Origin of the sequence: Streptomyces sp. NPDC059443, assembly GCF_042750105.1 — a bacterium.
Classification (GTDB): domain Bacteria; phylum Actinomycetota; class Actinomycetes; order Streptomycetales; family Streptomycetaceae; genus Streptomyces.
Genome location: NZ_JBHYVM010000011.1, coordinates 57,170 through 83,633, shown reverse-complemented (window position 1 = coordinate 83,633; position 26,464 = coordinate 57,170). Strand labels below are relative to the sequence as shown.

The following is a 26,464-nucleotide window of genomic DNA, read 5'->3' as shown; positions in this document are numbered from 1 at the left end:
CCCCGAACCGCCCGGCCGGCCGGCGGCGCGTAGGCCCCCGCGACCCCCCCCCCCGGCAGGTCGTGGCACGCGCCGCGGCCGCGCAGCCGCTCGGCCAGCGGCGCCAGTCCCAGACCGGCCGCGGAGACGACCCCGGCCGTGGACACGTACAGCGGCTCTACGACCGAGGTCGCGGACGTGTCCGTGATCTCGACGGTCACGAAACCCTCCCCAGGATGGTGATGACGTTGTTCCCGCCGAAGGCGAAGCCGTGGTTCTGCACGATGTTCAGACGCGCTTCGCGACCGGTGCCCGGCACGCAGTCCACGCCCTCGCCGAGCTCGGGGTCAGGCACCGTGACGTGCGCGGTGGGCGGCAGGAAGTCCTGCTCCAGCGCCTTGCAGCAGGCGATGGCACCGAAGCCGGACGCCGCGCCCATGGTGTGGCCCAGCATCGACTTGATGGAGCTGATCGGCGGGATGCGGTCGCCGAACACCTCGCGGGCCGCCGCGACTTCGGTGGCGTCGTTGGTGGGCGTGCCCGTGCCGTGGGCGCAGATGTAGTCGATCTGCGACGGGTCGACCCCGGCCGCCGCGTGCGCCGCCCGGATGCCCGCGGCGATGCTGGTGGCATCGGGCTGCACCATGTGGGAGGCGTCGCAGTTCGCGGCGTAGCCGAGGACCTCCGCGTACATGCGGGCCCCGCGACGGACGGCGTGCTCGTACGTCTCCAGCACCAGCACGGCGCCTCCCTCTCCGGTGACGATGCCCGAGCGGTCCGCGGCGAAGGGCCGCGGGACGTCCTCGGCCATGGCGCCGAGCGCGTAGAAGCCCGCGTGCGTGAGCCGGTTCACGGCGTCGGCGCCGCCCGCCAGCATCACATCGGCCTCGCCGCTGCGGACCAGGTCGAAGGCGTACCCGAGCGCGTAGTTGGAAGCGGAGCAGGCGGTCGGGATGGTCTGCGTGTCGCCGGCGAGCAGCAGTTCCGAGCTCACCGCGTTGGCGATCCGCGAGGCGGGGGTCTGCCCCGCCAGCCCACCGTCGATCGACTCCAGGCCGCCCTGGAGCCACTGTTCGGCGAGCTCCTGGATGACCGCGGACTCCCCGCTGGTGGTGCCCATGATCGCGCCGGCCCGGGCGGCCGCCAGCTGCTCCTCGTCGATCCCGGCGTCCGCGACGGCCAGCCGGGCGGCCGCGGCGGCCAGCAGGCCGCTGCGGCCCCAGCGCGCCGGGTCGAGCCGCTTGATGTGGTGGGTGGGTTCAAAATCGAGCACCTCACCCGCGTTGTTCCGGGGGAAGGGGCTCGCGTCGAAACTCTCTATCGGCCCGATTCCGTTCTTTCCCGCCCTGATGGCGGAGGCGAACACATCGGCGCCGATACCCACCGGTGACACCGCGCCGAGCCCGGTGATCACGACACGGCGATACTTTCCCGCATCGCCCGCGGGAGCGGTACGTGCGGGGTCGGGCTCAGTCATTTGCGCTCTCCTTGGCGTACTGAACGACGCCGTCGACCAGCAGGCGAAGATTTACGAGTTCGGTGAGCTCGGTCTTCGGAATGACCACGCCCAATTCCTTCTCTATTCGGGAGACCACGGTGATGAGCGAGAGCGAGTCACTGTCGTAGTCGTCGATGAAGTGACCGTTGTCCGTCAGCTCGCCCTCCTCCAGTTCGAGCTCCTCGTTGACGATCTGGCTGACCGCCGCGTAAAAGTCGCTCGCGGTCGCCACAGTCTGCTGAGTCATGCGCTTTCCCTCTCGTCACCTTCGGACCGGACGGAAGGACCGTATGCAGCGCGGATTTGGCCGGGCAAGAGCCCCTCAACCAAAGGGGTACCACATTCGTCAAAAGTGACAGTGGCGCGCCGGTTTCCTCCCTTTGTCCGGAGTTTGCCCTCCCTTTTATTCGGCCTTTACCGAGCTTCCAAACGCCGCTGCCACCCTCACTGGGCGATGGTTCCCGGGCGATGGTGCCCACAAGATGGAAGAGGTCGAGATGAGCGGTCCACGTTTGGCTTTGGTATTTCCGGGCCAGGGTGCGCGGCATCCCGGAATGGGACGCCTCTGGGCCGGCCGTCCCGGCTGGTTCCTGGCCGGGCGGGCGAGCGAGGTGTCCGGACGCGACGTGGAAGAACTGCTGCTGCGCGCCGACGGGGAACGCCTGAGCCGTACCGGCAACGCCCAGCTGGCCACCTTCGTACTGGAGATGGTGATCCTCGACGAGCTGCGACGGGTGCTCCCGGCAGCCGCCCGGCCCCGCGCGTGCGCCGGCCACGGCGTGGGCGAGTACGCGGCGCTGGTGGCCGCGGGGATCGTCGATTTCGACGACGCCGTACGTCTGGTCACGGCCCGCGGTGAGGCGATGAGCCGAGCGGCGCGCGAGGCGTACGCCTCGGAGCGCGGCGCGATGGCGGCCGTCCTGGGGCTGTCCGCGCAGGCCCTGCACGGCGCCGCGGAATCGGTGCGCGCGGACGGCGGCCGGGTCTGGGTGGCGGGACTCGACTCGCCCCGGCAGACCGTCCTGTCCGGCGAGGCCCGGTCCGTGGACCGGTGCTGCGCCGTGGCCCTGGAGATGGGCGCCGACCGGATCGAGCCCGTCCAGGCCGCCGGTGCCTTCCACACCCCGCTGATGGCCCCGGCCGCCGCGGCCTTCGCCGGCGCCCTGGCGCGTACGGAGTTCCGTACCGGCTTCGCCCCGGTCGTGGCCAACGCGGACGCCCGGCCGCACCACGGTCCGGGAGACTGGCCGGGGCTGCTGGAGACTCAGCTGACCGGCCCGGTGATGTGGTCGGACTCGGTCAAGACGATGGCCGACGGCCTGTACTGCGACATGGTCGTGGAGGTCGGTCCCGGTCGCACGCTCACCGCCCTGGCCCGGCAGACCGCTCCGTGGATGTCCCGCCTGACCATCGGCGAACCGGGGCAGCTGCCCGCCGTGCCGGGCACCTTCGTACCGTACGCCCCCGTTCGCGACGGCCTCGTTCGCGACGGCCTCGTCAGGAGCATGGCGTGAGCGCCCGCGGGGGTACGGACGGCGGCCGGCAGGACTGGGACGCCATCGTCATCGGCTCCGGCATCGGCGGGCTGGTGTGCGCGGCCTACCTCGCGGTCGGAGGCAAGCGGGTCCTGGTCGCCGAGCAGGGGCCGGTCGCGGGCGGCAACAGCCACGTGTTCCGGCGGCGCCGCTCCTACGAGTTCGACGTCGGCGTGCACTACCTCGGCGACTGCGGGCCGGACGGAGTGCTGCCCGCCATCCTGGACGGCCTGGGCCTGCGCGGCCGCGTTCCCTATCAGGAGATGGATCCGGACGGGTTCGACCGGATCGTGGCCGCGGGGACCACCCTCGACATGCCCGCGGACTGGGGAGGCTACCGCCGCCGGCTCCAGGACGCCTGCCCGTCGGACGCCGCCGGGATCGACACCTTCCTGGACGTGGTGGCAGGGCTCGGCGGCGAGCGCCGCGACGCGATCCTGTCGGCCCAGGACGTGCCGATGGCGGACCTGCCCCGGCTGGCCCCGCACTCGGTGGCCTGGGGGCGCCGGACCCTGACCGAGCTCTTCGACCACTGCGGCCTCTCCGCCCGCGCCCGGACCCTGCTCGCCGCCCAGTCCCCCAACTACGGGATGTCTCCGGACGAGGCCACCGTCGCGATGCACGCGACCCTCACCGACCACTACATACGGGGCGCCTACTACCCGACGGGGGGCGGGCAGATGCTCGCCTCCGGGCTGCTCGAAGTGATCCGCGCGCACGGCGGAACCCTGCGGACACGTGCTCGGGTGGTGAGGATCGCGGTCGAGGACGGCCGGGCGCGGGGCGTGGAGTTCGCGGACAGGACCGTGGCCGCCGCGCCGGTCGTCGTATCGAACGCCGACTACCGGCGCACGATGCTCGACCTGGTGGGTGAGGAGTTCCTGCCCCGGCGGCTGGCCGCCAAGACCAGGGACGCGCGGATGGCTCTGCCCTGGGCCACGGTGTACGTGGCCGTGGACAAGGACATGGAGCGGCACGCCAACCTGTGGTGGTACCGGGGTGAGGACATCGGCCGGTTCTACGAGGAGCTGCGCGGCGGCGGTACGAGCGGCACCACCGACTTCCTCTTCGCGTCCTTCGCCTCCGGCAAGGACCACCTCAGCCCGCGCATCTGCCCGCCCGGCCACTCCAACTTCCAGCTGATGACGCTCTGCCCGCCCGGTTTCGAGCAGTGGGGTGTCGACGCCGGCCCGGCGGACGGCGAGAAGTACCGCCGCAATCCGGTGTACCAGAAGGAGAAGGCGCGGCTGACCGAGGCCGTGCTGGACGCGGCCGAGGAAGCCATGGGCCCGTTCCGCGGCCACATCACCCACGTGGAGACGGCGACTCCGCTCACCCAGGAGCGCTACACGCTCTCCACCGGCGGCACCCCGTTCGGCATGGCGCAGTGGGGCGCCACCGGCGCCCGCCCGGACACGGCCACCTTCGTCGAGGGCCTGCACATCGTCGGCGCCAACACCCGCTACGGGAACGGGATCACCGGCTCGGCGGTCAGCGGCATCGCGTGCGCCGGACAGATCCTGGACGTCCGTCTCATGCACGCGGTGCACTCGGGCTCGGTGTTCGGGGATCCCACGGTGCTGCCGGACCGCGGCCCGGACTGGGACCCGCTGGCGGTGTCCCGCGGGGTGTCATGAGGCAGAGCGCGGACGAGCGCCGTGAACGCGTGCTGCTGGCCGCGATCGCCGAGTTCTCCGCCGGCGGCTACCACGGCACTTCGACCGAGGCGATCGCCCGGCGGGCCGGCGTCTCGCAGCCCTACGTGTTCCGGCTGTTCCCCGGCAAGCGCGCCCTCTTCACGGCCGCAGCGGTACGGTCCTTCGAGCAGACGGGGGCGGCCTACGCGCGGGCGGCCGCCGGTCTGCGGGGTCCGGCCGCCCTGGCCGCCATGTCCCGGGCCCGTGACGGGCTCCTCGACGACGGGGGCGTGCTGCTGATGCGGCTCCAGGCCGTGACCGCGTCGGCGTCGCTGTCGGCGTCGGCGTCCGCGTCCGCGGACGACCCGGAGTTCGCCGGGCTCGTCCGCCGCTGCTGGTCCGACCTGTGGGACCTGGTCCGCGCCTGCTCCGGCGCCGCCCCGGCCGAGGTGGCGGCCTTCTTCGCCCACGAATCGCTGGCCTGCACCAAGGCGGCGATGGCGCCGGCACCAGTGGTGTGACGCCGCTGTCAGGGCACCCCCTCGGGGGTGCCCTGACGCGTTGGCGGCAGCGGGTCGACCGGTCAGCGGCGGGCGGCCTGGCGGACCTCCGCCGGCCCGGGAACGGTCTCCTCGGACTCGGTGTGCGACAGGTTGAAGCGCTGCCAGAGCCGGGTCAGCGGCGCCGGGGCCCACCAGGCCCAGTGCCCCAGGAGCTTCATGGTCGCCGGCACCAGCACGGCCCGTACCAGCGTCGCGTCGACCACGATGGCGATCACCAGGCCGACACCGATCATCTGCATGAAGGCGATCGACGAGGTCAGGAACCCGCAGACGACGACCACCAGCAACAGGGCGGCACTTGTGATGATCTTTCCGGTGCGCTGGAGGCCCTGGGCGATCGACTCCTCCGGATCGCGGTTGCGGTCGTAGCTCTCCTTGATCCGGGAGAGCAGGAACACCTCGTAGTCCATCGCCAGGCCGAAGGCGATCGCCACGATCAGCACCGGGAAGTTGGCGTCGATCGCACCGATCGGGGTGAAGCCCAGCAGGCCGTGCAGGTAGCCGTCCTGGAAGATCAGCTTGATCGCGCCGAAAGCCGCCGACAGGGACAGGAGGTTGAGGACCACGGACTTGAGCGGGATGGTGACCGACCCGAAGGCCAGGAAGAGCACGAGCGAGGAGACCAGCGCGACGAAGAGCGCCATCCAGGGGATCCGCGCACCGATCATGTCCACGATGTCGACCCGCGAGACGGGCATGCCGGTGAACTTGACGGCGGCCCCCTCCGGGCGGGCCGTCGCGCGGAGGTCGTCCACCATGGTCCGGGCGCCGCGCGACATCGGGTCCATGGAGTAGTGGCCGGTGATCCGGGCCAGGTTCTCGTGGGTGTTGGTCACCGTGGCGCCGGTCAGGCCGGGCACCGAGTTGATCCGGCCGGCGAACGCGTCCAGCTCGGCCTTCGCGCCGCTCGCCGGACCCGGCAGCTCGACCACCGCGGTGATCGTCTTGGTCGGGTCCTGGGTGAAGTCCGTGGCGAACTGCCGGCTGACGACCCGGGCGTCCGCGTTGGCCGGCAGCACCCAGTCACCGGGGCGGGCCCAGTTGACGCCGAGGAACGGCGCGCCGAGGCCGACGAGCAGGGTCACCACCGCGAGCGTGGTGAGCAGCGGACGGCGCATCACGGCCTTGGCGGTCCGGTACCAGCGGCCCTCGCTCTCCGGCCGGCGCCCGGCGTCGGCCGCCTTGCGGCGGTCCCACGGCATCGGCACCCGCCAGGAGTTGACGCGGTGCCCGGTGACCCGGAGCAGCGCCGGGAGCAGCGTGAGCGAGCCGATCACGGCGAAGGCGACCACGGAGACCGCCGCGTAGCCCATGGAGCTCAGGAACCGGGACGGGAACAGGGTCAGGCCGGCGAAGGAGATCGCGACGGCGAGTCCCGAGAAGGCCACCGTCCGGCCCGCCGTGGCGGTGGTCCGCTCGACGGCCTTGTCCACCGGGGTTCCCGCCGCCAGTTCCTCCCGGAACCGGTTGACCATGAAGAGCGCGTAGTCGATGGCGAGGCCCAGCCCCAGGATGGTGATCACGTTGATCACGCTGCTGGAGATGGCCACGAACAGGGTGATCACGCGCAGCACCGCGAACGAGCCGAGCGCGACCACCGTCCCGACGGCCAGCGGGAGGGAAGCGGCGATCGCGCTGCGGAAGATGAGGACCAGCAGCACCAGCAGGAGCGGCACGGAGAGCATCTCGGCCCGCCCGATGTCCTGGCCGGTGAGCGTGTTGACCTGTGCGGTCATCGCGGTGACCCCGCCGAAGCGGACATCGGTGCCGGGCACCGCGAAGGCGGCCTTGATCTTCTCCAGGGCCTTCACGCGCTCCTGGTCGTCCGAGGACTTGAACTGCAGTGCCACATAGGTGGCGTGCCCGTCCTTGCTGAGGAACTCGGGGTTCTGGTTGGTGGACCAGTAGGTGTCCACCCGTTCCAGGTCCTCGCGCGGCACCGCGGCGACGGCCGCCTGGATCCCGCTCGCGAGGCCCGCGTCGGTGATGGCGCGGTCGTCACTGCGGTAGAGCACCACGACGTCGTTGGCCTGCCGGCCCAGAGGCCCGGCGAGCACCTTGTCGGCCTGCGAGGACTGGCTGGCCGGGTCGTCGAACCCGGCGCCGCCGGTGATGGCGCCGAACACACCGGTGCCCCAGCCGCCGGCCAGCAGTGTGAACAGCACCGCGCCGATGATGACCCATCGTCTGCGTTCGGCGGAGAACCTGCCGATTGACGCGATCACGTGGACGCTCCTTCCAGATGGGGATGAGGGGATCGAGGGACTGTCGGGGGACTACGGAGCGACGGGTCGGCAGACCGCGCGACGGTGCACCCGCAGGGCGTAGACCACGCAGGCCACCGCGTACGGCAGCTCCAGGGTGAACGCGGTGAGGAGGGACATCGGGAGGTACTCGGACGGTGCCGTGAGGACGTCGAACCACAGGTCGTTGACCATGAAGACGGCCAGTCCGGCGGCGGCGAGGGAGACCCTCGGATCGCGTCTGGCGGCGAGCCGGGAGGCGAGCGCCATCAAGGCGGCCATCATCAGGTCGAATCCGCCCCACAGCAGTCGCCGGTCCGGCTCCGCGTAGAAGAGGATCATCACCCCCCACACCGCCACCACCGCGGCGGAGGTTGCGAGGACTATCGCGGCGATCGGCCGCGGGGTGCGGACCGGCTCGGGCCGGTCCTCTTCGACGTCGGGGGCCGCGTGGGCGAGCGTCAAGCCGTGCAGGGCACCGCCAGGATTAGCCTTGGTCATGCATCCAGGATTCCGGCCGCGCCATCGCGTTACTTCGGGCTACAGGCCGGACCGTCCGGCCTGAAGGAGGAGACGGCCCCTCCCCCTGCGGGATGATCACGGGGTCCGCCGATCGCCGTAAGGTGGGAACGTGCTGCGAGAGTGGAAGCAACGTCTCTTCGGCCGACGCTTCGGGCCGATGCGACTGGCTCTGGTGGCCTTCGGCCTCGGATACCTCCTGTTCCTGCGAAGGCCGGCAGACCTGGGGGCGATGGACTGGTTCGTCGGCCTCGGGGTGCTGGTCCTGGCCTCGCTGGGGGGCTTTCGGCCGCTCACCGTCACCATCGGCCAGTCGGTCATGCTCGGGCTGGCCGAGCTGTTCGCCCCGGCCGTCATGGTCGAGGTCAAGGTCGGGGCCAGTGCCGCACTGTTCGAAGTGGCCGTCAGACGCTGGGGAATACCGACGGTGGTGGCGGCCTGCGCGCTGATGGCCGCGCAACTGGTCAATGCCGGTACGGCGGCCGGCGGCATCGGCCCGGCGCTCTACCGGGGCCTGGTGATCGCCTGCGTTCCGGTCCTGCTGGCCGGCTACATCCGGTCCGCCGAGCTGGCCACCAGGACGGCCCAGGCGCGGGCCCGGGAGGCCGAACACACCCGCGACCTGGCGGAGTGGGGCGCCCGCATGGGCGAACGCGCGGCGATCGCCCGGGAGCTGCACGACATGGTCGCGCACCATCTGGCCTCCACCGTGCTCCGGGTCGGGGTGGCCAGACACGTACTGCCGCAGGCCGACCGGCAGCTGAGGGAGGTGCTGGACGACGTGCACACCAGCGCCACCACGGCCCTGACCGATCTGCGGCGGCTGCTGACCGCACTGCGGGATCCCGCCGGTGACCACCTGGCCCCCCTGCTGGCGGAGTCCACCGACCTGCCGGCCGCCGTGCAGGGGGTGATCGAGCAGTCCCGCCAGGCCGGCCTCGCGGTGGACGCCGAGATCGGTCCGGAGATCGCCGGGCTGGACGCGATCCGCAGCCTGACCGTGCTACGGCTGGTCCAGGAAGGACTGGCGAACGTCATCAAGCACGCCGGACCGTACGCCAAGGTCCGGCTCCGCGCCGCGATGGAGGAGGGGACCTTGCAGCTGGAGCTGGAGAACGACATACCTCGAAAGGCCCCGCACGGGGTGGGTGTTCCCGACCAGGAGGGCACCGGTTACGGCCTGTTGGGGATGCGCGAGCGAGTGGCACTGGTCGGCGGCACCATCGACGCCGGATCCGTGGCGAACGGCTGGCGCCTCGCCGCTAGCCTGCCGGCCTCGGCCCCCCGGAGCCGGTCGTGATCAGCGTCCTGATCGCCGACGACCAGCACCTGGTCCGGGCCGGGGTCCGGATGCTGTGCGAGTCCACCCCGGACATCACGGTCGCCGGGGAGGCGGTGAACGGAGCCGAGGCCCTGCGGCTGGCGGAGCGGCTGCATCCGGACGTGGTGCTGATGGACCTGCACATGCCCGGCATGGACGGCATCGCGGCCACCCGCCAGATCCTCCAGGTACGGCCGTCCACCCGGGTGGTGGTGCTGACCACCTTCGACGACGACGAACGGCTCTACCCCGCGCTCAACGCGGGTGCCTGCGGCTTCCTGGCCAAGGACGTCTCCCCGGCGCTGGTGCTCGACGCGATCCGGCGCGCCGCCCTGGGCGAGAGCCCGTACAGCCCGACCGTGCTGCACCGGGTGGTCGCCAGGGCGGCGTCGGCCTGGAGCGGCGAGGGTGAACGGCGGCGCGATTCGGTCCACTTCACCGAGCGCGAGCGAGAGGTGCTGGGCCATGTCGCCGCCGGACTGTCGAACACGGAGATCGCCGAACGGATGCACGTCGGCGTGACCACGGTGAAGACGCACGTGTCCAACCTGATGACCAAGACGGACAGCGTGAACCGGGTCCGGCTCGCGGTGCTGGCCATCCAGCAGGGCCTGGTCGAGGGGTGAGGGTGAGGACGGCCTGAGGCTCGGCTCAGGCCGTCCTCACCTCAGCCCGCCGTGGCGAGGACCAGCGGAAGCACCCGTTCGGCGCCCGCCCGGCGGAGCAGGCGGGCGGCGACCGCGAGGGTCCAGCCCGATTCGGTGGAGTCGTCCACGAGCAGGACCGGGCCGGGGGACTCCGCCAGGGCGGCGGCCAGCTCCTCCGGTACGGCGAAGGCTCCGGAGAGCGTCCGCAGGCGCTGGGCGGAGTTGCTGCGGCGCGCTGCGTGCGCCCCGTCCGGCCCGGTGTACGCCAGGGTGCCCAGGAACGGGAGGCGGCCGATGGCCGCGATGCCCTGGGCGAGCGAACCGACCAGCTGCGGGCGGGTCAGCGAGGGGACGGCGACGATTCCCACCGGCCGCGAGGAGGCGTCCGCGACGTTCGGCGCCCAGCCGCCCGGGGAGCGCGCCCAGTCGGCGATGACCGCCACCGCGGCCTGGAGTACGTCGTCGGGGACCGGGCCGTCGGGAGCGTTGTCGGCGAGCAGCGGGCGCAGCCGGTTGCCCCAGCCGATGTCGGAGAGCCGGCCCAGGGCGCGCCCGGTGGAGCACTGCTCCTTGACCGGGATGCGGCCCTTGAGGTCGATGCCCAGCGCGGACATCCCCGTCGGCCACATCCGGCGCGGCTCGATCTCCACCCCCGGACGGTCCAGTTCCTTCGCCGCCCCTGTCAGCGTCTCCGCCGAGACGGAGGCATCGGCCCAGGTGCCCGCGCAGTTGTCGCAGCGGCCGCACGCCGTCGCACCCTCGTCGTCCAGCTGGAGGCGCAGGAACTCCATCCGGCACGCGGAGGTGCTCACGTAGTCGCGCATGGCCTGCTGCTCGGCGGCCCGCTGCCGGGCCACCCAGGCATACCGCTCGGAGTCGTACACCCACTCCTGGCCGGTGGAGCTCCAGCCGCCCTTCACCCGCTTGACCGCACCGTCCACGTCCAGGACCTTGAGCATCGTCTCCAGCCGGGTGCGCCGCAGGTCCACCGCCGCTTCCAGGACCGGCACCGACAAGGGCCGACCGGCATCGGCCAGGGCCGACAGGGTCTGGCGGACCTGGGCCTCGGGCGGGAAGGCGGTGTCGGCGAAGTAGCGCCAGATCGCCTCGTCTTCCTGGCCCGGCAGCAGCAGGACGTCGGCGTGCTCCACGCCTCGGCCGGCGCGGCCGACCTGCTGGTAGTAGGCGATCGGCGAGGACGGCGAGCCGAGGTGGATCACGAAGCCCAGGTCCGGCTTGTCGAAGCCCATGCCGAGCGCAGAGGTCGCCACCAGCGCCTTGACCCGGTTCTCCTGGAGGTCGACCTCGGCCTGCAGCCGGTCGGCGTTCTCGGTCTTCCCGGTGTACGAGGCCACCTTGAACCCGCGCTGGCGCAGGAAGGCGGCGGCCTCCTCGGCCGCGGCCACCGTCAGCGTGTAGATGATGCCGGAGCCCTGCAGCCCGTCCAGGTGCTCGGCGAGCCAGGCCAGGCGGTGCGCCGCGTCCGGCAGCCGGACCACGCCCAGCCGCAGGCTTTCGCGCTCCAGGGTGCCGCGCAGCACCAGCGCCTCACCGGCGCCGGTGCCCAGCTGCTCGGCCACGTCCGCCGTGACCCGCGCGTTCGCGGTCGCCGTGGTGGCGAGCACCGGCACACCGGGGGCGAGCTCGGCGAGCATCGCCCGCAGCCGGCGGTAGTCGGGGCGGAAGTCGTGGCCCCAGTCGGAGATGCAGTGGGCCTCGTCGACGACCAGCAGGCCGGTCGTGGCCGCGAGCTTGGGCAGCACCTGCTCGCGGAAGTCCACGGAATTGAGGCGCTCCGGACTGACGAGGAGGACGTCGGTTTCGCCGCGCTCGACCTCCCCGTAGATCGTGTCCCACTCCTCCGGGTTGGCGGAGTTGATGGTGCGCGCCTGGATTCCCGCCCGCGCCGCCGCCTCGACCTGGTTGCGCATCAGCGCCAGCAGCGGCGAGATGATCACGGTGGGGCCGGCGCCGCGCCGGCGCAGCAGGGCGGTGGCCACGAAGTACACCGCCGACTTGCCCCAGCCCGTGCGCTGCACCACCAGGGCCCGTCGGCGGTCCTCGACGAGCGCCGACACCGCCTGCCACTGGTCCTCGCGCAGCCGCGCCGAACCCCCGGGGTCGCCGACGAGCTCGGCGAGGATGGTGTCGGCTTCGGTGCGGAGCTCCAGGGTGTCCATGCCCCCATGCAACCCGATGGCTATGACAATCGGCCAGCTCACGCACCGTAATCGCCGGCGTGGACACGGTTCGGGCCTTCACCGCGGCGTCGAGCGGCCGAGGAGGTGTTTCCGCTGGTACCGGCGGTTCAGCCGTGGCCGGATGAGTCATCTCCGGTCTGCCGGGGCAAGGATATGAACGGCATACCGGCGAATTCCGGTCGGCGGCGTCAATTGCTCGTTGCCGCATGCTCACGGGCCACGCGAGAATTGCACCGCTCCCGCTCGGCCCGGCGGCAACTCCTGGGCCGCGCCCGCACCCGCATCCCAGCCGTGCCCGTACGCGGGCGTGTACCCGAAGGGAGGACCGTGACCTTCGGATTCGCCCCGCCCTCGACCACGTCCCTGTCAACGGCCACCGGCGGCGCCAGCCGGCACGGCAGGCTGCTGGAACCGTCCGAGTGGACCTCGTCCGGCGTACCCCTGCTGCGCAATCCGCGCGAGGTCGTCAGCGGCCTGCACTCGCGGCACAGCCCGGTGCCGTCCACGGCGGTGATCGCCGTGCTCGGACCCGAGGAGCGGCTCGTCGCCAGCGCCTCCTTCGTCCAGCGCTCGGCCTCGGCCGACGGCTGGGAGTACCGCAACGCCCTGCTCTCCGGCCTGCGCCGGATCATCCCGCACGACCTGCGGCGGCGCACTCCCGTACGGACGGCGGTGCTGCTGTACTGCCGCGACGGCGACGAGCGGTGGACCGAGGAGGACGGGGCCTGGATGTGGGGGCTGCGCGACGCCTGCACCCTGCACGGGCTGCGCTGCGGCGCGTACATCACGCTGACCCGCGGCGGCTGGCAGGTCCTGGGCGAAGGCCGCGGCGGCCGGCGGCCCAGCTCGGATTCCCGGCCCGAGCGGCTCGGCCGGGCGACGGCCGAGTTCGCTCCGATCGCCCTGCACACCGGGGGCGGAGCGCCCGAGGCCCTGCGCCGCACCGCCGCGCGCTGAGCCCCGTAGACGGGCCGGAGGCTTTCACCCGGGATCACCCCGAGCGCTGCGCCGGCCCCGTCTCCGGGCACGCCCAACGGCCGTACACCCTGAAGCGGGCGTACGGCTGGTCAGGCCTCGGACTTCGGCAGGGCCGGCTGCTCGCCCGCCCCGCCCCTCGACCGCGCCGGGATACGGAGCGTCAGACGCCCGCGCCCAGCACGGAGTTGATCTGCTGCGGCTCGCCGCAGCAGATCAGGAGCGCACCGGCTCGCGCGAGCGCGACCGGCAGGGCCGCGGCGACGGCCTCGACCGGTCCGCCGTTGGCCGCGAGGACCACGACGGGACGGCCGGCGGCGCGCTGTACCTGCGCCGCGTCCGCGTAGAAGACGTCGTCCCCGGCGTCGTGCAGGGCCCAGTACGCGGCCTCGCCGAAGGACAGCTCGTGCGCGGCCCACGGGTGCGGGCCGCCGGTGGTGAGCACCAGGATGTCACCGGGCGCGCGCCCGGTGTCGAGCAGCAGGTCCACGGCCTCTTCGGCCGCGTCCAGCGCGCCCTCGGCGGAAGCCGGGATCAGCTGGACCTGCGGCACCGCCGCGGAGACGGACGGGGTCGTGGGGGTCGCGGAAACGGGTCCGGAAGCGGCCTGCGCGACCCGCTGCGCGGGCGCTGCGGGCCTGGGGGCACTGCCCGCGCGGCCGGCCGCTGCGGGAGAGGGACCGGGACGTCCGGGCCGGGGTACGGCTGCGGGACGCGGACCAGGTACGGGGCGGGGGGTCTGCGCGGTGCGGCTCGCGGCCGGCGTGACGCGGGGACCCTGGGCACTCTCGTGAATCTGAGGCTCCTCGGGGGCGGGGGTGAGAGGCATGAATTGATATCTATCAAACACCGGTACGAAACGTACCGGTGGGTGGCACGTGCGTGCGATCAGAAATCGAAGCCGAGTTGGCCTCCGTTTTCCAGCTCCATCGATTCCTCGCTGCGGCGCACCTTCTTGAGGTGGCGCCAGCGGGGCAGCGCGTCCAGGTAGGACCAGGAGAGCCGGTGGTACGTGGTGGGACCCAGCTCCTCCAGCGCCGCCCGGTGCACGGGCGAGGGGTATCCGGCGTTGGCGGCGAAAGCGAAATGCTCGATTCCGCCGCCCTGTTCACCGATTTCGGCCATCATCCGGTCGCGCCGGACCTTGGCGATCACCGAGGCGGCGGCGACGGCGACACAGGACTGGTCGCCCTTGATCACCGTCCGTACCTGCCAGGGCGAACCGAGGTAGTCGTGCTTGCCGTCGAGAATCACCGCGTCCGGCCGCACGGGCAGCGCCTCCAGGGCGCGCACCGCGGCGAGGCGCAGGGCGGCGGTCATCCCGAGCTCGTCGATCTCCTCCGGGGAGGAATGGCCCAGCGCATAGGCGGTGACCCAGTCCTCCAGGACGCCGACGAGCGCGTCGCGTCGCTTGGGGGTGAGCAGTTTGGAGTCGGTGAGTCCCGCGGGCGGCCGGCGCAGTCCGGTGATCGCCGCGCACACGGTGACGGGACCGGCCCAGGCCCCTCGTCCGACTTCGTCGACCCCGGCTATGACCTTGGCGCCGGTGGTCGCACGGAGGGAGCGTTCGACGGTGTGTGTGGGTGCTTCATACGGCATGGCGCCAGCAAGGTTACGCCGCCTCGGGCCGCCTGCACACCCCGACCCCCACCAGGCCCCGGCCGGACCACCGCCGAGCCTCCCGCCGGCCCCCTCCCGGCCCCCTCCCGGCCTCCCGCCGGCCCCCTCGCCGCCTCACGCCCGGAGCAGCGGCAGCATGACCCCGTCGATCATCTCGGCGATCTCCGCGTCCGCCCATTCGCTCCCGCACACCTTCGCGCGGTACATCATCATCGCCGGAATCACCTCGGCCAGAAGCGGACTGTCCGCATCCGACCGGACGTCCCCGCGGTCGATTCCACGGTGCACCAGCTCGGCGATCAGCCTGTGCGCCGGATCGTACAGCCCGGACAGGATCAGCCCCCGGAACCGCTCCGCATGACCGTGATCGCACTCGTGAAGCACCGCGCGCAGCGCCCGGCCGGCTCGCGAGTTCATGACGTCCCGCATCCGCACGCACAGCGCGTACAGGTCCTCGCGGATCGACCCCAGATCCCGGATCTGGACGAGCGGCGGCAGCCGCGTCCACAGCGCGTCGGCCACCAGGTCCGCCTTCGAGGGCCAGCGCCGGTACAGCGCCGCCTTGCCGGTCTGCGCACCCGCGGCCACGCCCTCCATCGTGAGGGCGTTCCAGCCACCGGTACTCAACTGCTCCAACACAACGTCCAGAACCGCCCGTTCGAGCTCGGGCCCGCGCCTGCGCCCCGAAGGCGCCGCTGACCAGCGCGTACCCATCACCGCTCTACCTCCACCCGGAACCCACACCCGCACTCACGTCCGTCGCACGCATTTTCAGCCTTAGGGAACGCTTGCGTTCCCTAAGGCCGACTCCCTACGGTGGACGGGCTGTGAACGCGTACGTTCACTATTTCACTTCGGGGGGATCCACAGTGATAACTCCTCAGCTCTCCAAATCCCAGATACCGGGCGCGGCTCGCCGGGAGGGGCGCCCGGGAGTGGCGCTCGCCGTCATCGCCGCGTGCCAGCTCATGGTCGTCCTCGACGCGACGATCGTGAACATCGCGCTCCCGCACATCCAGACCGCCCTCGCGATCTCGACCACCGACCTGTCGTGGGTGATCAGCGCCTACACGCTCGCCTTCGGTGGACTGCTGCTGCTCGGCGGCCGCGCGGGCGACATCCTGGGCCGGCGCCGCGTCTTCATGACCGGCATCCTGCTCTTCACCCTGGCGTCCCTGCTCGGCGGTTTCGCCCAGGAGCCCTGGCAGTTGCTCGCGGCCCGCGCCCTCCAGGGCGTGGGCGGCGCCATCGCCTCGCCGACCTCGCTCGCCCTGATCACCACGACGTTCCCCGAGGGGCCCGAACGCAACCGCGCCTTCGGCGTGTTCGCGGCCGTCTCCGCGGGTGGCGGCGCCATCGGCCTGCTGGCCGGCGGAATGCTCACCGAATGGCTCGACTGGCGCTGGATCTTCTTCGTCAACGTGCCGATCGGCATCCTGATCGCGGTCCTCGCCCCGCTCTACATCAGCGAGTCCGAGCGCCACCCCGGCCGGTTCGACATCGCCGGAGCGCTCGCTTCCACCGGAGGCATGACCGCACTCGTCTACGGGTTCATCCGCGCCGCCCAGGACGGCTGGCGCGACGGCGTGACCCTGGGCTCTTTCGGAGTCGCCGTCGTCCTGCTCGCGAGCTTCGTGATCATCGAGTCCCGGGCCGCCGATCCGATCATCCCGCTGCGCATGTTCGCCGCACGCAATCGCACCGGCACTTACGTGATCATGCTCAGTCTTGCCGCGGCGATGTTCGGAATGTTCTTCTTCATCGTCCAGTTCGTGCAGAACGTGCTGGGCTTCACTCCGATCCAGTCCGGAATCGGCTTCCTGCCCGTCACGGCCGCCATCATCACCGCCGCCGGGACCTCCCAGCGCCTGCTGCCGCGCTTCGGCCCCAAGCCGTTCATGATCACCGGCTCCGCGCTCACCGGCACCGGCCTGGCCTGGCTGACCTTCATCGAGCCCGACAGCTCGTACCTCTCCGGGGTACTGGGTCCGATGCTGCTGTTCGGCTTCGGCATGGGCCTCAACTTCGTCACCCTCACCCTCACCGCCGTCTCCGGGGTGGCCCCGCACGAGGCGGGCGCGGCCTCCGGGCTGCTCAACGCCAGCCAGCAGGTCGGCGGCTCGCTCGGGCTGTCCATCCTGGTCACCGTCTTCGGCACGGCCAGCCGCACCGAGGCCGGCAAGCAGCTCCCGGCCTTCCTCGCGCAGGCCGACCAGGGTCAGGTGGCGGCCTTCAAGCAGACCGGGCGGCTGCCCGACCCCTGGGGGGACATCGTCCTCACCCACGGGATCGCCACCGCCTTCATCGCGGGCGTGGCCATGGCCGCGATGGCGCTCGCCACCGCCCTGCTGGTGATCCGCGTGCGCAAGAGCGACCTGGAGGCGCTGAACGGAGCCGCCGCCAAGGCCCGTCCGGCCGCCTGAGCACGCAGCCCCGTACGAGGGGCCCGGCGCGGGAAGCCCACCGGGCTCGCCGTCGCGCCGGGCCCTTCGCACGGGCCGTCGGGTCTCCCTCTAGTACTCGATGCGGCTGCCGAAGGTGCCCAGGCGCGCGCACTGCGCGTACGAGGCCGTCACCGGGCGCTCGCGCAGGATCCGCCGGGCCCTGCGCTCCCCCAGGCTCATCGCGTACCAGGGCACGTCGTCGCCCGCCCTCACCAGGTCCTGATTGATCCCGCGCAGGGCGCAGGAGCGCTGCGGCTCGGGCAACCGGTCCAGTCCGGGCACCGCGTCGGCCGACAGGGACTGGAAATAGGCCAGGTCGATCTTGTGGTCCTGCTCGTACCGGCTGACGTTGCCCTCGGCGATCAGCCCGTCCGGGGACACCAGCCCGAAGGCCAGTACGGCGGCCACGGCGCTCCCCGCCACCGCGCGCGGCAGCCACCGTGCGCCGAACGCCCCGGCAGCCATGATCAGTACGACGACCAGCCCGAGCCACAGCTCCACGCCCGCGACCGAGACGCGCAGCCGGGTCAGCCCGTACGCGTCCACGTAGAGGTTCATGCGGTGCAGCGCGGAGGCGACCACGACCAGGGTCAGCGCGCACAGCGTGCCGAGCACGGAACGCACCAGCCGCCGGTCACCGGCGCCGCCGCGCGGGGCCCAGCGCAGGGCGAGCGCGATGACGGCGAGGGTGAGCAGGGTGGCCCAGAGCAACTGCCAGAAGCCCTGGCGCGCGTACTCGGAGTAGGTCAGGCCGGTGGCTTCCAGAACCTTGCGGTACCCGCCGAACAGGACGGCGAGCTGAACGGCGTTGAATCCGGCGAAGAGCAGGTCGAGCACGATGAGCGGCAGCGCCCACTCCACCCGCGAGCGCGCCTTCCCCGGGGCCACCTCGATGCGGTCCCAGCGGGAGGGCGCCGCGGCGGTCCGCGCGGCGGCGATCGCGAGGACGGCGCCCAGCAGGAAGAGCAGGAAGCGGACCGGCCCGTCCAACCCGCCGACATCGGGGGTCAGTCCGCTGAGCAGATCCGCGAAGGCGGCGTCGGCGGAGGCGAACAGCGTGCCGAAGAGCCCCAGCAGGACCAGCGCCACCAGGACGGCCTTGGCCACGGGCAGCCAGCGGTCCCGGCTCCCGCTGCCGCGCGAGCGGAGCCCGGTCCAGACCCAGCGCACCCCGAGCACGGCGGAGTCCACGAAGCCGAAGAACGGGCCGGCCAGGATGCCCTGCCAGCTGCGGCTGCCGTGCAGGGCCAGCGCCGCCGCCATGACCGCGGCGAGCAGGGCCAGCGCGGCCGGCCAGCCGGAGGCGCGCAGGGTGGGTACGGCGAGCAGCGCGAGGCAGCCGACCGCCCAGAGCACGGTCCACGGGCGGACCTTGCGGCCGGCGGTGCGGGCGGCCGCGTACACGGCGACGAGGGCCGGCACCACCGCGAGGAGCAGGCCGGGGCCCAGCCCGTCGCCGAGCAGCACGGCGGCGGCGACGCCGGAGGCGAGGACGGCGCCGAGCACGAGGCCCGAAACGGGAGCCGCGGCCCCGGGCCGCGCGGCCTCGGCCCAGGCGAGCGGTGCGAGGGACCAGCCACCGCCGGCCTTGGCCCGGCGCTTGCGCATCAGGCGCGTCTGGTAGGTCCGCCACGCCTTGGCGTCCCAGCCGGGCGGCGCCGGGGGCATCGCCTCGACACCGTCCGCGGCATCGGTGTTCTCTGACATCGGGTTCCCCTCCCTTGCCGCCCCTCCCCGGCGATGCGGTGGGGACGGCGAGCGGCCAGGGTAGGCCGGTGCCCCGCAGTTTTGAACAGGCTCAAAACTGTCCTGTGTCAGGACCGTGACAAACGGACGGACACAGACCGGCGCGGGCCGGCGCGGACCACGGCGACCGGCGCGGACCGGCGTGGACAGCGACGGACCGGCGTGGACCGCCGCTACCGCGCCGTCTCCGGCAGCCAGGCCGGCAGCGCCTCGGTCCGCGCCAGCCAGGCGGCCGGCAGCACCTCGTCCCCGCGCGCGCCGAGCACCCCGCCGACGATCGCGCAGGTCGTGTCGACGTCACCGCCCACCTGCGCGGTGGTCCAGAAGGCCCGCTCGTAGTCGTCCAGGCCCCGCGCCGCGGACCACAGGGCGAACGGCACGGTGTCGTGGGCGCTGGTGCGCCGCCCGCAGCCCAGTACGGCCGCGACGGTGGTCGCGTCGCTGTAGTCCAGCATGTCGCGCGCCCGCCGCAGCCCGGCGCCCACCGCACTGCGCGGCACCAGCGCGATCACGCCGTCCAGCAGGTCGGCGGCCTTGGGCGGTCCGGCCGGGGCGGCCGCCAGCGCGGCCGCGGCGGCCACGGCCATCGCTCCGCACACCGCTTCGCGGTGCTGGTGGGTGGTGTAGGCGGAGATCTCCGCCTGGTGGGTGGCCTGCTCGGGGTCGTCGGCGTACCAGGCGCCCAGCGGGGCGACCCGCATGGCCGCGCCGTTGCCCCACGAGCCCTGCCCGTTGAACAGTTCGGCGGCGAGCGTGCGCCAGTCCTCGCCCTCGCGGACCAGGCGCAGCATCCGGTTGACGGCGGGGCCGTAGCCGCGGTCGAAGTCGTGGTGGCGGGCGAAGGAGGCGGCCAGCGCGTCCTGGTCCACCCGGTCGTGCTCGGCGAGCACGGCCACCACCGAGCAGGCCATCTCGGTGTCGTCGGTCCACTGCCACGGATCGCTGCCGGCGGGCAGCTCGCGCCGCTTGAGCAGCGGGTAGTTCACGGGGACGAAGTACTGGGAGCCCAGGGCGTCCCCCAGGGCCAGCCCTCGGAGGCTGGCCATGGCGCGTGCGTAGCGCCTTTCGGAAGAGGAGTCAGAGGTCATCGCGCGTCACTCTAGCCGTCCAGGTCGTAGGGCTCGGGTGTGGTCCACCGCTCAAACGGGCGGTCCATCCGGTACCGGCCGTCGGGGCCGAGCAGGAGGACCCGGTATTCGCCGTTCCCCGGGTTGGAGAGGGCCTCGAACTCGGCCACGGACCAGTGGAACCAGCGCATGCAGAACAGTCTCATCGTCAGCCCGTGCGTCACGAGCAGCACGTTTTCCGGGTGGTCCGGGGCCTCGAAGCTGCGGTAGAGGCTTTCCAGGAAGGAGCCGACGCGGTCGTACACGTCGGCGCCCGACTCCCCCTGCGCGAAGCGGTAGAAGAAGTGTCCGTACGCGTCGCGGTAGGCCTTCTGCAGTCGTACGTCGTCCCGGTCCTGCCAGTTGCCCCAGTCCTGCTCGCGCAGCCTCGGCTCCTCGCGCATCCGGACCCGCGCCGGGTCCAGGCGCAACTCCCGGAAGGTCTGCAGGGTCCGGCGGTACGGGGAGACGTACGCGCTGATGGACTCGTCCCCGAAGAGCTCGCGCAGCCGGACGCCGGCGTCGGCGGCCTGCTCGCGACCGGTGCGGGTCAGCCTCAGGGCGTGGTCGGGCTCCCGCTCGTACACCGAGTCGTCGGCATTGCCCTCCGATTCCCCGTGCCTGACAAGGACGATGCGCCGTGGTCGAACCATCCCACGACCCTATTCGGCCACCCGCGGGCATGCCGACCGGGCACGCCGGTCGGCCGTCGGGCAGTCGTACGGCCAGCTCTTAGTACAGCAATGCCGTCACACGGTCACACCATCACACCGTCCAGGACGGTTCCAGATCGACGACGTCACCGGTGAGGGCTTCGACGTCGGCCTGGATCTGGGCGCGCAGGGAGAGCCGCTCGACCCGCTCCTGCCGGTACTTGCCGTGTTCGGCCGCCGCCTGCCACATCGACAGGACGAGGAACTCCCGGCCGGGCGCCTCGCCGAAGAGCCCCCGGATCATGCCGGGCGAGCCCGCCATGGCCGGATTCCACACCTTCTCCTGCATGAGGGCGAAGTGGTCCACCCGGCCTTCGCGCACCCGGGTGTGGGCGACCCGGACCACGTCGGCATCGGTGAAACGGGGCTCGAAGCCGGTCTTCACATCGAAGCGGTGGTCGAAGAGCGTGACCCGCGCGTCGGTGAAGGTGCCGTTCTGCGAGGCCGCCAGCCGGTCGTGCGACCGGGCCATGAAGGAGTCGTAGAAGGAGCGGCTCTCCCAGAACGCGAAGACGTGCGCCACCCCCTGCCGGCCTCGGCTCCAGCCGCCGCCCTGTCCCCGGAAGCCCGGTTCGCCGGGAAGCCCAGCCCATTTGCGCTGCCCGCGCTCGAACCCGCGTCGGTCCGTCACCGTGCAGCGAATCCACTTGACCAGCACTGCGCCATCGTACGGGCCCGGCGGGGCCCGGGTCAGTCCCCGGCGCGGTACATCCGCAGGAGTTCCGCCGCGTCCCGATCGGGCAGGCGAAGCCCGAACTCCCGCCCGAGCAGCGCGAGCAGCTCTTCGGCCTCCACTTCGCGACGCTCCACCCGCCCGTCGGGAAGCAGCCGCGAGAGCTCCCGCCCTACGAGCGCCAACCGGGCGGAGTCTCCCGGGTACTGGACGATGACCTGGCCGACGAAGGCGGAGCGGGGGTGCGAGGAGCTGTAGTGGTTGAGGACCACGTAGTCGACGGGGTGGTAGGGCTGCGGGGAGAAGGCGTACAGGTCGCGCCAGGTGCCCTCGCGCGCCACGCAGAGCACGAGGACCCCGCCCGCCTCCTCCCGGACGCGGAACACCCACTCCCCCTGGCGCACCTCGGCGCCGGGGCGGGCCAGGGGCACGGGCTCGCGCGGGCCCTGCCAGCCGAACCCGGCGTCGCAGAGCCAGGGCTCCCCTTCGACGGTGACGACGAGGACGGCGTGCGTCACCGCGAGGAGGGTGTCCCCACGGGTGCGGTTGCGGGCACCGCGCCCGGAGACCTCGAAGCCGAGCCGCTCCAGGGCAGCGGCCAGCAGCAGGTTCTGCTCGTAGCAGTAGCCGCCGCGGCGCTCGTGCACGAGCTTGTCCTCGACCGCCTTGACGTCCAGCGCGACGGCGCGGCCGAACAGTACGTCCAGACTCTCGAAGGTGATCGCACCGGTGTGGGCCCGGTGTACTTCCTTCAACGTCGCCAGATCCGCCCGGAGTTCCCCGCCCGCCCATCCGATCCTCGCCAGATAGGCATCCAGGTCCAACTCGTCACCGTTCCACATGGCTCCCCCGCCCCCTCGCTCGCCGTACCGTGAAATCCCGGGGCACCCGGTCACACCGCCCCCGCACAATGATGGACATGACCGCCCTCCGCTCCAACCCGCTCTTCACCCGCCCGGCGGACGGCCGGTCAGCCGCCGGCAAGGCCCCGTTCGCGCAGGCTCGCGATCGTGTCGGTGTACTTGACCATGAGTCTGGCCAGGTCCAGCCGGTCGCGCTCGGACCAGTCGGCCGTCACGTATTCGAACGCGGCACGCTGGTGCGCCCGGAAGCGGCCCAGCAGGTCCACGCCCTCCGGGCTCAGGCACAGGATGGTGCGCCGGCCGTCGCGCTGTGAGGCCGCCCGGACGAGGTAGCCGCTGGAGATGCAGTCGGAGACCATCCGGCTGGCCACGGACGGATCGACGCCGAGCCTCTCGGCGACCGACCCGACGGTCACCTCGCCGTCCGGCGCCTTCGCACCCTCTTCGACGATGTTGAGCACGAGCGTGCGCGTCATGTCCTTCGGCGACAGCGGATTCTCCACCTCGGCCAGTACCGATCTGCGGAGCTTGCCGAAGGCCGGGCCGACGGCGTCCAGCAGCGCGGCGGCCTCGGCCGGGCCGTAACCGCTCTCGGGTCCGCTCACAGGTCCGCTTCCGGGCGTAGTCATGCCCACCACCCTACCGAATCGCATGTTGACCCGAAACTATATGCATGCAAGCATGCATATCCATGAAGCCCATCGGATACTGGCTGAACCGCACCGACCTGGCCCTCACCCGCTCCATGGACGCCCTCCTCGCCGACGCGGGCCTGACACGGCTCGGCTGGCAAGTGCTCAACGCGGTCGCAGGGGGCCCGACGGCGCCCGCCGACGTACACGCCCTGCTCGCCGCCAACGCCGACACCGCCACCTTGACCGCCGTCATCGACTCCCTCACCGCCGACGGCTGGCTCCGCCAGGAGCCGCCCGGCGCCCTGTCCCCCACCCCCGCCGGCCGCACCCGATTCGCCACCGCGGCCACCCGCGTCGCCGCCTTCCGCGAGCGGTCGACGAAGGGCATCACCCCCGAGGAGTACCGCACGGCGGTCTCCGTGCTGGAGCGCATGACCCACAACGCGGAAGCGGGGACCGGCATGGTGCCGGTCCCCGCTTCGTCAGCTATTCAGCCGTTGCGACCCTGAGGTCTCGGTCAGCTGCAACCGCTGGTGGAGCCGCAGCCCTCGCAGATGTAGCAGGAGCCGGCGCGTTGCATCTTCGTACCGCAGGAGAAGCAGAGCGGGGCGTCGGCGGAGACGCCGAGCTGCATCTCGACCAGTTCGGCGTTGGAGTGCGCCGTCTTGGGGGCCGGGACCGGGGCGACCGCGACCGGGGCCGCGACCGGCTTCGGGGCCGCTGCCGGAACCGCCGCGAGCGGGGCCGACGGGGTCAGGGACTCCGTGTCGAGCTCCTCGTCGAGGGGCTCGTAGGAACCGGTGTCCAGGTGACGCTGACGCTCCTCGGCGGAGTGGATGCCGAGGGCCGAGCGGGTCTCGAAGGGCAGGAAGTCGAGCGCCACGCGGCGGAAGATGTAGTCGACGATCGACTGCGCCATCCGCACGTCCGGGTCGTCCGTCATGCCGGCCGGCTCGAAGCGCATGTTCGTGAACTTCGCGACGTACGTCTCCAGCGGGACGCCGTACTGCAGACCGACCGAGACGGCGATCGAGAAGGCGTCCATCATGCCCGCGAGGGTGGAACCCTGCTTGGACATCTTCAGGAAGACCTCGCCGAGACCGTCGTCCGGGTAGGAGTTCGCGGTCATGTAGCCCTCGGCGCCACCGACCGTGAAGGAGGTGGTGATCCCCGGGCGGCCCTTCGGGAGGCGCTTGCGGACCGGGCGGTACTCGATGACCTTCTCGACGGCCGTCCGGATGGTGTCCTCCGCCTTGGCGGTGACCTCCTCCTTCTCCTCTTCCTTCTTCTTCGCGGAGAGGGGCTGGCCGACCTTGCAGTTGTCGCGGTAGATCGCGAGCGCCTTGACGCCCAGCTTCCACGCCTCGAAGTAGATCTCCTCGATCTCTTCGACGGTCGCCGTCTCCGGCATGTTGACCGTCTTGGAGATCGCGCCGGAGATCCAGGGCTGGATCGCGGCCATCATGCGGACGTGGCCCATCGCGGAGATGGAACGCTCGCCCATCGCGCAGTCGAAGACCGAGTAGTGCTCCGGCTTCAGGCCCGGGGCGTCGACGACCACGCCGTGCTCGGCGATGTGGGCGACGATCGCCTCGATCTGCTCTTCCTGGTAGCCCATGCGGCGCAGGGCCTGCGGAACGGTGCCGTTGACGATCTGCATCGAGCCGCCGCCGACGAGCTTCTTGAACTTGACCAGGGCCAGGTCCGGCTCGACACCGGTCGTGTCACAGGACATCGCGAGGCCGATGGTGCCGGTCGGCGCGAGGACGGAGGCCTGCGAGTTGCGGAAGCCGTTCTTCTCGCCGAGACGGACGACGTCCTGCCAGGCCTCGGTGGCCGCGGCCCAGATGACCTTGTCCAGGTCCTCGGTACGCGGCGCGACGGCGTTGGCGTCGGCGTGCTGCTTCATGACGCGCTTGTGCGACTCGGCGTTGCGGGCGTAGCCGTCGTACGGGCCGACGATCGCGGCCAGCTCGGCGGAACGCTTGTACGCGGTACCGGTCATCAGCGAGGTGATCGAGGCGGCGAGGGTGCGGCCGCCGTCCGAGTCGTACGCGTGGCCGGTGGCCATGAGCAGGGCGCCGAGGTTGGCGTAGCCGATGCCCAGCTGGCGGAAGGCGCGGGTGTTCTCGCCGATCTTCTGCGTCGGGAAGTCCGCGAAGCAGATCGAGATGTCCATCGCGGTGATGACGAGCTCGACGACCTTGGAGAAGCGCTCGGCGTCGAAGGACTGGTTGCCCTTGCCGTCGTCGTTCAGGAACTTCATCAGGTTCAGCGAGGCGAGGTTGCAGGACGTGTTGTCCAGGTGCATGTACTCGCTGCACGGGTTGGACGCGGTGATGCGGCCGGACTCCGGGCAGGTGTGCCAGTTGTTGATCACACCGTCGTACTGGATGCCCGGGTCGGCACAGGCCCACGCGGCCTCGGCGAGCTTGCGGAAGAGCGACTTGGCGTCGACCGTCTCGATGACCTCGCCGGTCATGCGGGCACGCAGGCCGAACTCGGTGCCGTTCTCGACGGCCGTCATGAACTCGTCGTTCACGCGGACGGAGTTGTTGGCGTTCTGGTACTGGACGGACGTGATGTCGTCGCCGCCCAGGTCCATGTCGAAGCCCGCGTCGCGCAGGGCGCGGATCTTCTCCTCTTCCTTCACCTTGGTGGCGATGAAGTCCTCGACGTCCGGGTGGTCCACGTCCAGGACGACCATCTTGGCCGCGCGGCGGGTGGCGCCGCCCGACTTGATGGTTCCGGCGGACGCGTCGGCGCCGCGCATGAAGGAGACCGGGCCGGAGGCGTTGCCGCCGGAAGAGAGGAGCTCCTTGGAGGAGCGGATGCGGGAGAGGTTCAGGCCGGCGCCGGAGCCGCCCTTGAAGATCATGCCCTCTTCCTTGTACCAGTCGAGGATCGACTCCATGGAGTCGTCGACGGCCAGGATGAAGCAGGCGGAGACCTGCTGGGGCTGGGGCGTGCCGACGTTGAACCACACCGGCGAGTTGAAGCTGAAGATCTGGTGCAGGAGCGCGTACGTCAGCTCGTGCTCGAAGATCTCCGCGTCGGCGGGCGACGTGAAGTAGTCGAAGTCCTCGCCGGCCTTCGTGTACGTCTTCACGATCCGGTCGATGAGCTGCTTCAGACCGGTCTCGCGCTGCGGGGTGCCGACAGCACCACGGAAGTACTTGCTGGTGACGATGTTGACCGCGTTCACCGACCAGAAGTCGGGGAACTCCACGCCGTACTGCTCGAAGTTGACCGAGCCGTCGCGCCAGTTGGTCATGACGACGTCACGGCGCTCCCAGCTCACCTCGTCGTACGGGTGCACGCCCGGGGTGGTGTGGATGCGCTCGATACGCAGGCCGCTCTTGGCAGGCTTGGTCCCCTTGGCGCGGGAACCTCGTGCCGAGCTGCTCGCCGTCTCTGTCATGCCGCTTCCTCCCATATGCGGGCAAAAACGCCCTAAAGTGCCATCGATATTCCGCGGCACGGTGCTGTGTGTATGTCTGTGTAGCTACGTATCTGCGATGCCATCGCAGACCGAGCGGACGGCCG

At 71.6% G+C, this 26,464-nt stretch carries 24 protein-coding genes; 8 read left to right on the top strand and 16 right to left on the bottom strand.

Going from position 1 to position 26,464, the window contains the following annotated elements:
* The 3 genes from ACFXDJ_RS13530 to ACFXDJ_RS13520 form a co-directional block, all read right to left on the bottom strand.
* Positions 1 to 200 (bottom strand): hypothetical protein (locus ACFXDJ_RS13530; RefSeq protein ID WP_384849058.1); only part of this gene is annotated, 200 nt, incomplete at its 3' end.
* Positions 197 to 1,456 carry a beta-ketoacyl-[acyl-carrier-protein] synthase family protein gene (locus ACFXDJ_RS13525; protein ID WP_384849055.1) on the bottom strand — a complete coding sequence of 420 codons (1,260 nt, stop codon included), beginning with the start codon at positions 1,454 to 1,456 and terminating at the stop codon, positions 197 to 199. The genes ACFXDJ_RS13530 and ACFXDJ_RS13525, both read right to left, overlap by 4 nt.
* The gene (locus ACFXDJ_RS13520) at positions 1,449 to 1,724 is read right to left on the bottom strand and encodes an acyl carrier protein (RefSeq protein WP_384651424.1); all 276 of its coding nucleotides are present in this window, start codon (positions 1,722 to 1,724) and stop codon (positions 1,449 to 1,451) included. Before ACFXDJ_RS13520 ends, ACFXDJ_RS13525 begins: the two co-directional genes overlap by 8 nt.
* Before the next feature lie 235 nt (positions 1,725 to 1,959).
* On the opposite strand from ACFXDJ_RS13520, the gene ACFXDJ_RS13515 reads away from it, so the two are divergent.
* From ACFXDJ_RS13515 to ACFXDJ_RS13505, 3 genes are read left to right on the top strand one after another with little or no spacing between them, the layout of a single operon-like run.
* Positions 1,960 to 2,991, top strand: coding sequence for an ACP S-malonyltransferase (locus ACFXDJ_RS13515; RefSeq protein WP_384651422.1), 1,032 nt, complete (start codon positions 1,960 to 1,962; stop codon positions 2,989 to 2,991).
* Positions 2,988 to 4,649 (top strand): phytoene desaturase family protein, encoded by a 1,662-nt coding sequence (locus ACFXDJ_RS13510; RefSeq protein WP_384651420.1) that lies wholly within the window; start codon positions 2,988 to 2,990, stop codon positions 4,647 to 4,649. Before ACFXDJ_RS13515 ends, ACFXDJ_RS13510 begins: the two co-directional genes overlap by 4 nt.
* Complete coding sequence (locus ACFXDJ_RS13505) at positions 4,646 to 5,170, top strand: TetR/AcrR family transcriptional regulator (RefSeq protein WP_384651418.1); 525 nt, start codon at positions 4,646 to 4,648, stop codon at positions 5,168 to 5,170. The genes ACFXDJ_RS13510 and ACFXDJ_RS13505 overlap by 4 nt, the downstream gene beginning before the upstream one ends.
* A gap of 62 nt (positions 5,171 to 5,232) precedes the next feature.
* On the opposite strand, the gene ACFXDJ_RS13500 is transcribed toward ACFXDJ_RS13505, so the two are convergent.
* Together ACFXDJ_RS13500 and ACFXDJ_RS13495 are read right to left on the bottom strand one after the other, a co-directional pair.
* Positions 5,233 to 7,437: an MMPL family transporter gene (locus ACFXDJ_RS13500; protein WP_384651416.1), complete on the bottom strand. Its 2,205-nt coding sequence runs from the start codon at positions 7,435 to 7,437 to the stop codon at positions 5,233 to 5,235.
* 51 nt (positions 7,438 to 7,488) lie between these two features.
* Positions 7,489 to 7,956, bottom strand: a complete 468-nt coding sequence (locus ACFXDJ_RS13495) for a hypothetical protein (RefSeq protein WP_384651414.1) — start codon at positions 7,954 to 7,956, stop codon at positions 7,489 to 7,491.
* 178 nt (positions 7,957 to 8,134) lie between these two features.
* Between ACFXDJ_RS13495 and ACFXDJ_RS13490 the strand changes: the two genes are divergently transcribed.
* Positions 8,135 to 9,274 (top strand): histidine kinase, encoded by a 1,140-nt coding sequence (locus tag ACFXDJ_RS13490; RefSeq protein WP_384651412.1) that lies wholly within the window; start codon positions 8,135 to 8,137, stop codon positions 9,272 to 9,274.
* Positions 9,271 to 9,921: a response regulator gene (locus tag ACFXDJ_RS13485; RefSeq protein WP_384651409.1), complete on the top strand. Its 651-nt coding sequence runs from the start codon at positions 9,271 to 9,273 to the stop codon at positions 9,919 to 9,921. Before ACFXDJ_RS13490 ends, ACFXDJ_RS13485 begins: the two co-directional genes overlap by 4 nt.
* 41 nt (positions 9,922 to 9,962) lie before the next feature.
* Here ACFXDJ_RS13485 and ACFXDJ_RS13480 read toward each other — a convergent pair whose 3' ends face one another.
* On the bottom strand, positions 9,963 to 12,122 hold the full coding sequence (locus ACFXDJ_RS13480; protein ID WP_384651407.1) for a RecQ family ATP-dependent DNA helicase: 2,160 nt from the start codon (positions 12,120 to 12,122) through the stop codon (positions 9,963 to 9,965).
* A gap of 348 nt (positions 12,123 to 12,470) precedes the next feature.
* On the opposite strand from ACFXDJ_RS13480, the gene ACFXDJ_RS13475 reads away from it, so the two are divergent.
* On the top strand, positions 12,471 to 13,100 hold the full coding sequence (locus ACFXDJ_RS13475; protein WP_384651405.1) for a hypothetical protein: 630 nt from the start codon (positions 12,471 to 12,473) through the stop codon (positions 13,098 to 13,100).
* Positions 13,101 to 13,281: 181 nt separating this feature from the next.
* Here the strand turns inward: ACFXDJ_RS13475 and ACFXDJ_RS13470 are convergent, their stop codons facing one another.
* The 3 genes from ACFXDJ_RS13470 to ACFXDJ_RS13460 all read right to left on the bottom strand — a co-directional run bounded on the left by ACFXDJ_RS13470 (position 13,282) and on the right by ACFXDJ_RS13460 (position 15,455).
* Positions 13,282 to 13,947: a hypothetical protein gene (locus ACFXDJ_RS13470; RefSeq protein ID WP_384849051.1), complete on the bottom strand. Its 666-nt coding sequence runs from the start codon at positions 13,945 to 13,947 to the stop codon at positions 13,282 to 13,284.
* A gap of 59 nt (positions 13,948 to 14,006) precedes the next feature.
* A complete protein-coding gene (locus ACFXDJ_RS13465; RefSeq protein ID WP_384651402.1) occupies positions 14,007 to 14,717 on the bottom strand; it encodes a ribonuclease HII in 711 nt (236 codons plus the stop codon).
* A gap of 135 nt (positions 14,718 to 14,852) precedes the next feature.
* Positions 14,853 to 15,455 carry a TetR/AcrR family transcriptional regulator gene (locus tag ACFXDJ_RS13460; protein ID WP_384651400.1) on the bottom strand — a complete coding sequence of 201 codons (603 nt, stop codon included), beginning with the start codon at positions 15,453 to 15,455 and terminating at the stop codon, positions 14,853 to 14,855.
* 152 nt (positions 15,456 to 15,607) lie between these two features.
* Here ACFXDJ_RS13460 and ACFXDJ_RS13455 point away from each other — a divergent pair, with 152 nt between their 5' ends.
* Complete coding sequence (locus tag ACFXDJ_RS13455) at positions 15,608 to 17,161, top strand: MFS transporter (protein ID WP_384651398.1); 1,554 nt, start codon at positions 15,608 to 15,610, stop codon at positions 17,159 to 17,161.
* 90 nt (positions 17,162 to 17,251) lie between these two features.
* On the opposite strand, the gene ACFXDJ_RS13450 is transcribed toward ACFXDJ_RS13455, so the two are convergent.
* From ACFXDJ_RS13450 to ACFXDJ_RS13425, 6 genes are all read right to left on the bottom strand, one after another.
* Positions 17,252 to 18,889 carry a DUF4173 domain-containing protein gene (locus ACFXDJ_RS13450; protein ID WP_384651396.1) on the bottom strand — a complete coding sequence of 546 codons (1,638 nt, stop codon included), beginning with the start codon at positions 18,887 to 18,889 and terminating at the stop codon, positions 17,252 to 17,254.
* A gap of 212 nt (positions 18,890 to 19,101) precedes the next feature.
* Positions 19,102 to 20,016 (bottom strand): ADP-ribosylglycohydrolase family protein, encoded by a 915-nt coding sequence (locus tag ACFXDJ_RS13445; protein ID WP_384651394.1) that lies wholly within the window; start codon positions 20,014 to 20,016, stop codon positions 19,102 to 19,104.
* 11 nt (positions 20,017 to 20,027) lie between these two features.
* On the bottom strand, positions 20,028 to 20,687 hold the full coding sequence (locus tag ACFXDJ_RS13440) for a histidine phosphatase family protein (protein WP_384651392.1): 660 nt from the start codon (positions 20,685 to 20,687) through the stop codon (positions 20,028 to 20,030).
* Between the two features lie 112 nt (positions 20,688 to 20,799).
* Positions 20,800 to 21,405 carry a YdbC family protein gene (locus tag ACFXDJ_RS13435; protein WP_384651390.1) on the bottom strand — a complete coding sequence of 202 codons (606 nt, stop codon included), beginning with the start codon at positions 21,403 to 21,405 and terminating at the stop codon, positions 20,800 to 20,802.
* A gap of 32 nt (positions 21,406 to 21,437) precedes the next feature.
* On the bottom strand, positions 21,438 to 22,262 hold the full coding sequence (locus ACFXDJ_RS13430) for an arylamine N-acetyltransferase (RefSeq protein WP_384651388.1): 825 nt from the start codon (positions 22,260 to 22,262) through the stop codon (positions 21,438 to 21,440).
* A gap of 128 nt (positions 22,263 to 22,390) precedes the next feature.
* On the bottom strand, positions 22,391 to 22,912 hold the full coding sequence (locus ACFXDJ_RS13425; protein WP_384651386.1) for a MarR family winged helix-turn-helix transcriptional regulator: 522 nt from the start codon (positions 22,910 to 22,912) through the stop codon (positions 22,391 to 22,393).
* 62 nt (positions 22,913 to 22,974) lie between these two features.
* On the opposite strand from ACFXDJ_RS13425, the gene ACFXDJ_RS13420 reads away from it, so the two are divergent.
* Positions 22,975 to 23,427, top strand: coding sequence for a MarR family winged helix-turn-helix transcriptional regulator (locus tag ACFXDJ_RS13420; protein ID WP_384651384.1), 453 nt, complete (start codon positions 22,975 to 22,977; stop codon positions 23,425 to 23,427).
* A gap of 8 nt (positions 23,428 to 23,435) precedes the next feature.
* On the opposite strand, the gene ACFXDJ_RS13415 is transcribed toward ACFXDJ_RS13420, so the two are convergent.
* Positions 23,436 to 26,339, bottom strand: coding sequence for a vitamin B12-dependent ribonucleotide reductase (locus tag ACFXDJ_RS13415; protein ID WP_384651382.1), 2,904 nt, complete (start codon positions 26,337 to 26,339; stop codon positions 23,436 to 23,438).
* Between the last annotated feature and the right edge of the window lie 125 nt (positions 26,340 to 26,464).

Bases quoted from the DNA above. Each gene is read 5' to 3' on its own strand.
- ACFXDJ_RS13525 (WP_384849055.1), bottom strand. From the start codon at position 1,456: ATGACTGAGCCCGACCCCGCACGTACCGCTCCCGCGGGCGATGCGGGA.
- ACFXDJ_RS13520 (WP_384651424.1), bottom strand. From the start codon at position 1,724: ATGACTCAGCAGACTGTGGCGACCGCGAGCGACTTTTACGCGGCGGTC.
- ACFXDJ_RS13515 (WP_384651422.1), top strand. From the start codon at position 1,960: ATGGAAGAGGTCGAGATGAGCGGTCCACGTTTGGCTTTGGTATTTCCG.
- ACFXDJ_RS13505 (WP_384651418.1), top strand. From the start codon at position 4,646: ATGAGGCAGAGCGCGGACGAGCGCCGTGAACGCGTGCTGCTGGCCGCG.
- ACFXDJ_RS13495 (WP_384651414.1), bottom strand. From the start codon at position 7,956: ATGACCAAGGCTAATCCTGGCGGTGCCCTGCACGGCTTGACGCTCGCC.
- ACFXDJ_RS13490 (WP_384651412.1), top strand. From the start codon at position 8,135: ATGCGACTGGCTCTGGTGGCCTTCGGCCTCGGATACCTCCTGTTCCTG.
- ACFXDJ_RS13480 (WP_384651407.1), bottom strand. From the start codon at position 12,122: ATGGACACCCTGGAGCTCCGCACCGAAGCCGACACCATCCTCGCCGAG.
- ACFXDJ_RS13470 (WP_384849051.1), bottom strand. From the start codon at position 13,947: ATGCCTCTCACCCCCGCCCCCGAGGAGCCTCAGATTCACGAGAGTGCC.
- ACFXDJ_RS13465 (WP_384651402.1), bottom strand. From the start codon at position 14,717: ATGCCGTATGAAGCACCCACACACACCGTCGAACGCTCCCTCCGTGCG.
- ACFXDJ_RS13450 (WP_384651396.1), bottom strand. From the start codon at position 18,889: ATGTCAGAGAACACCGATGCCGCGGACGGTGTCGAGGCGATGCCCCCG.
- ACFXDJ_RS13445 (WP_384651394.1), bottom strand. From the start codon at position 20,016: ATGACCTCTGACTCCTCTTCCGAAAGGCGCTACGCACGCGCCATGGCC.
- ACFXDJ_RS13440 (WP_384651392.1), bottom strand. From the start codon at position 20,687: ATGGTTCGACCACGGCGCATCGTCCTTGTCAGGCACGGGGAATCGGAG.
- ACFXDJ_RS13430 (WP_384651388.1), bottom strand. From the start codon at position 22,262: ATGTGGAACGGTGACGAGTTGGACCTGGATGCCTATCTGGCGAGGATC.
- ACFXDJ_RS13425 (WP_384651386.1), bottom strand. From the start codon at position 22,912: ATGACTACGCCCGGAAGCGGACCTGTGAGCGGACCCGAGAGCGGTTAC.
- ACFXDJ_RS13420 (WP_384651384.1), top strand. From the start codon at position 22,975: ATGAAGCCCATCGGATACTGGCTGAACCGCACCGACCTGGCCCTCACC.
- ACFXDJ_RS13415 (WP_384651382.1), bottom strand. From the start codon at position 26,339: ATGACAGAGACGGCGAGCAGCTCGGCACGAGGTTCCCGCGCCAAGGGG.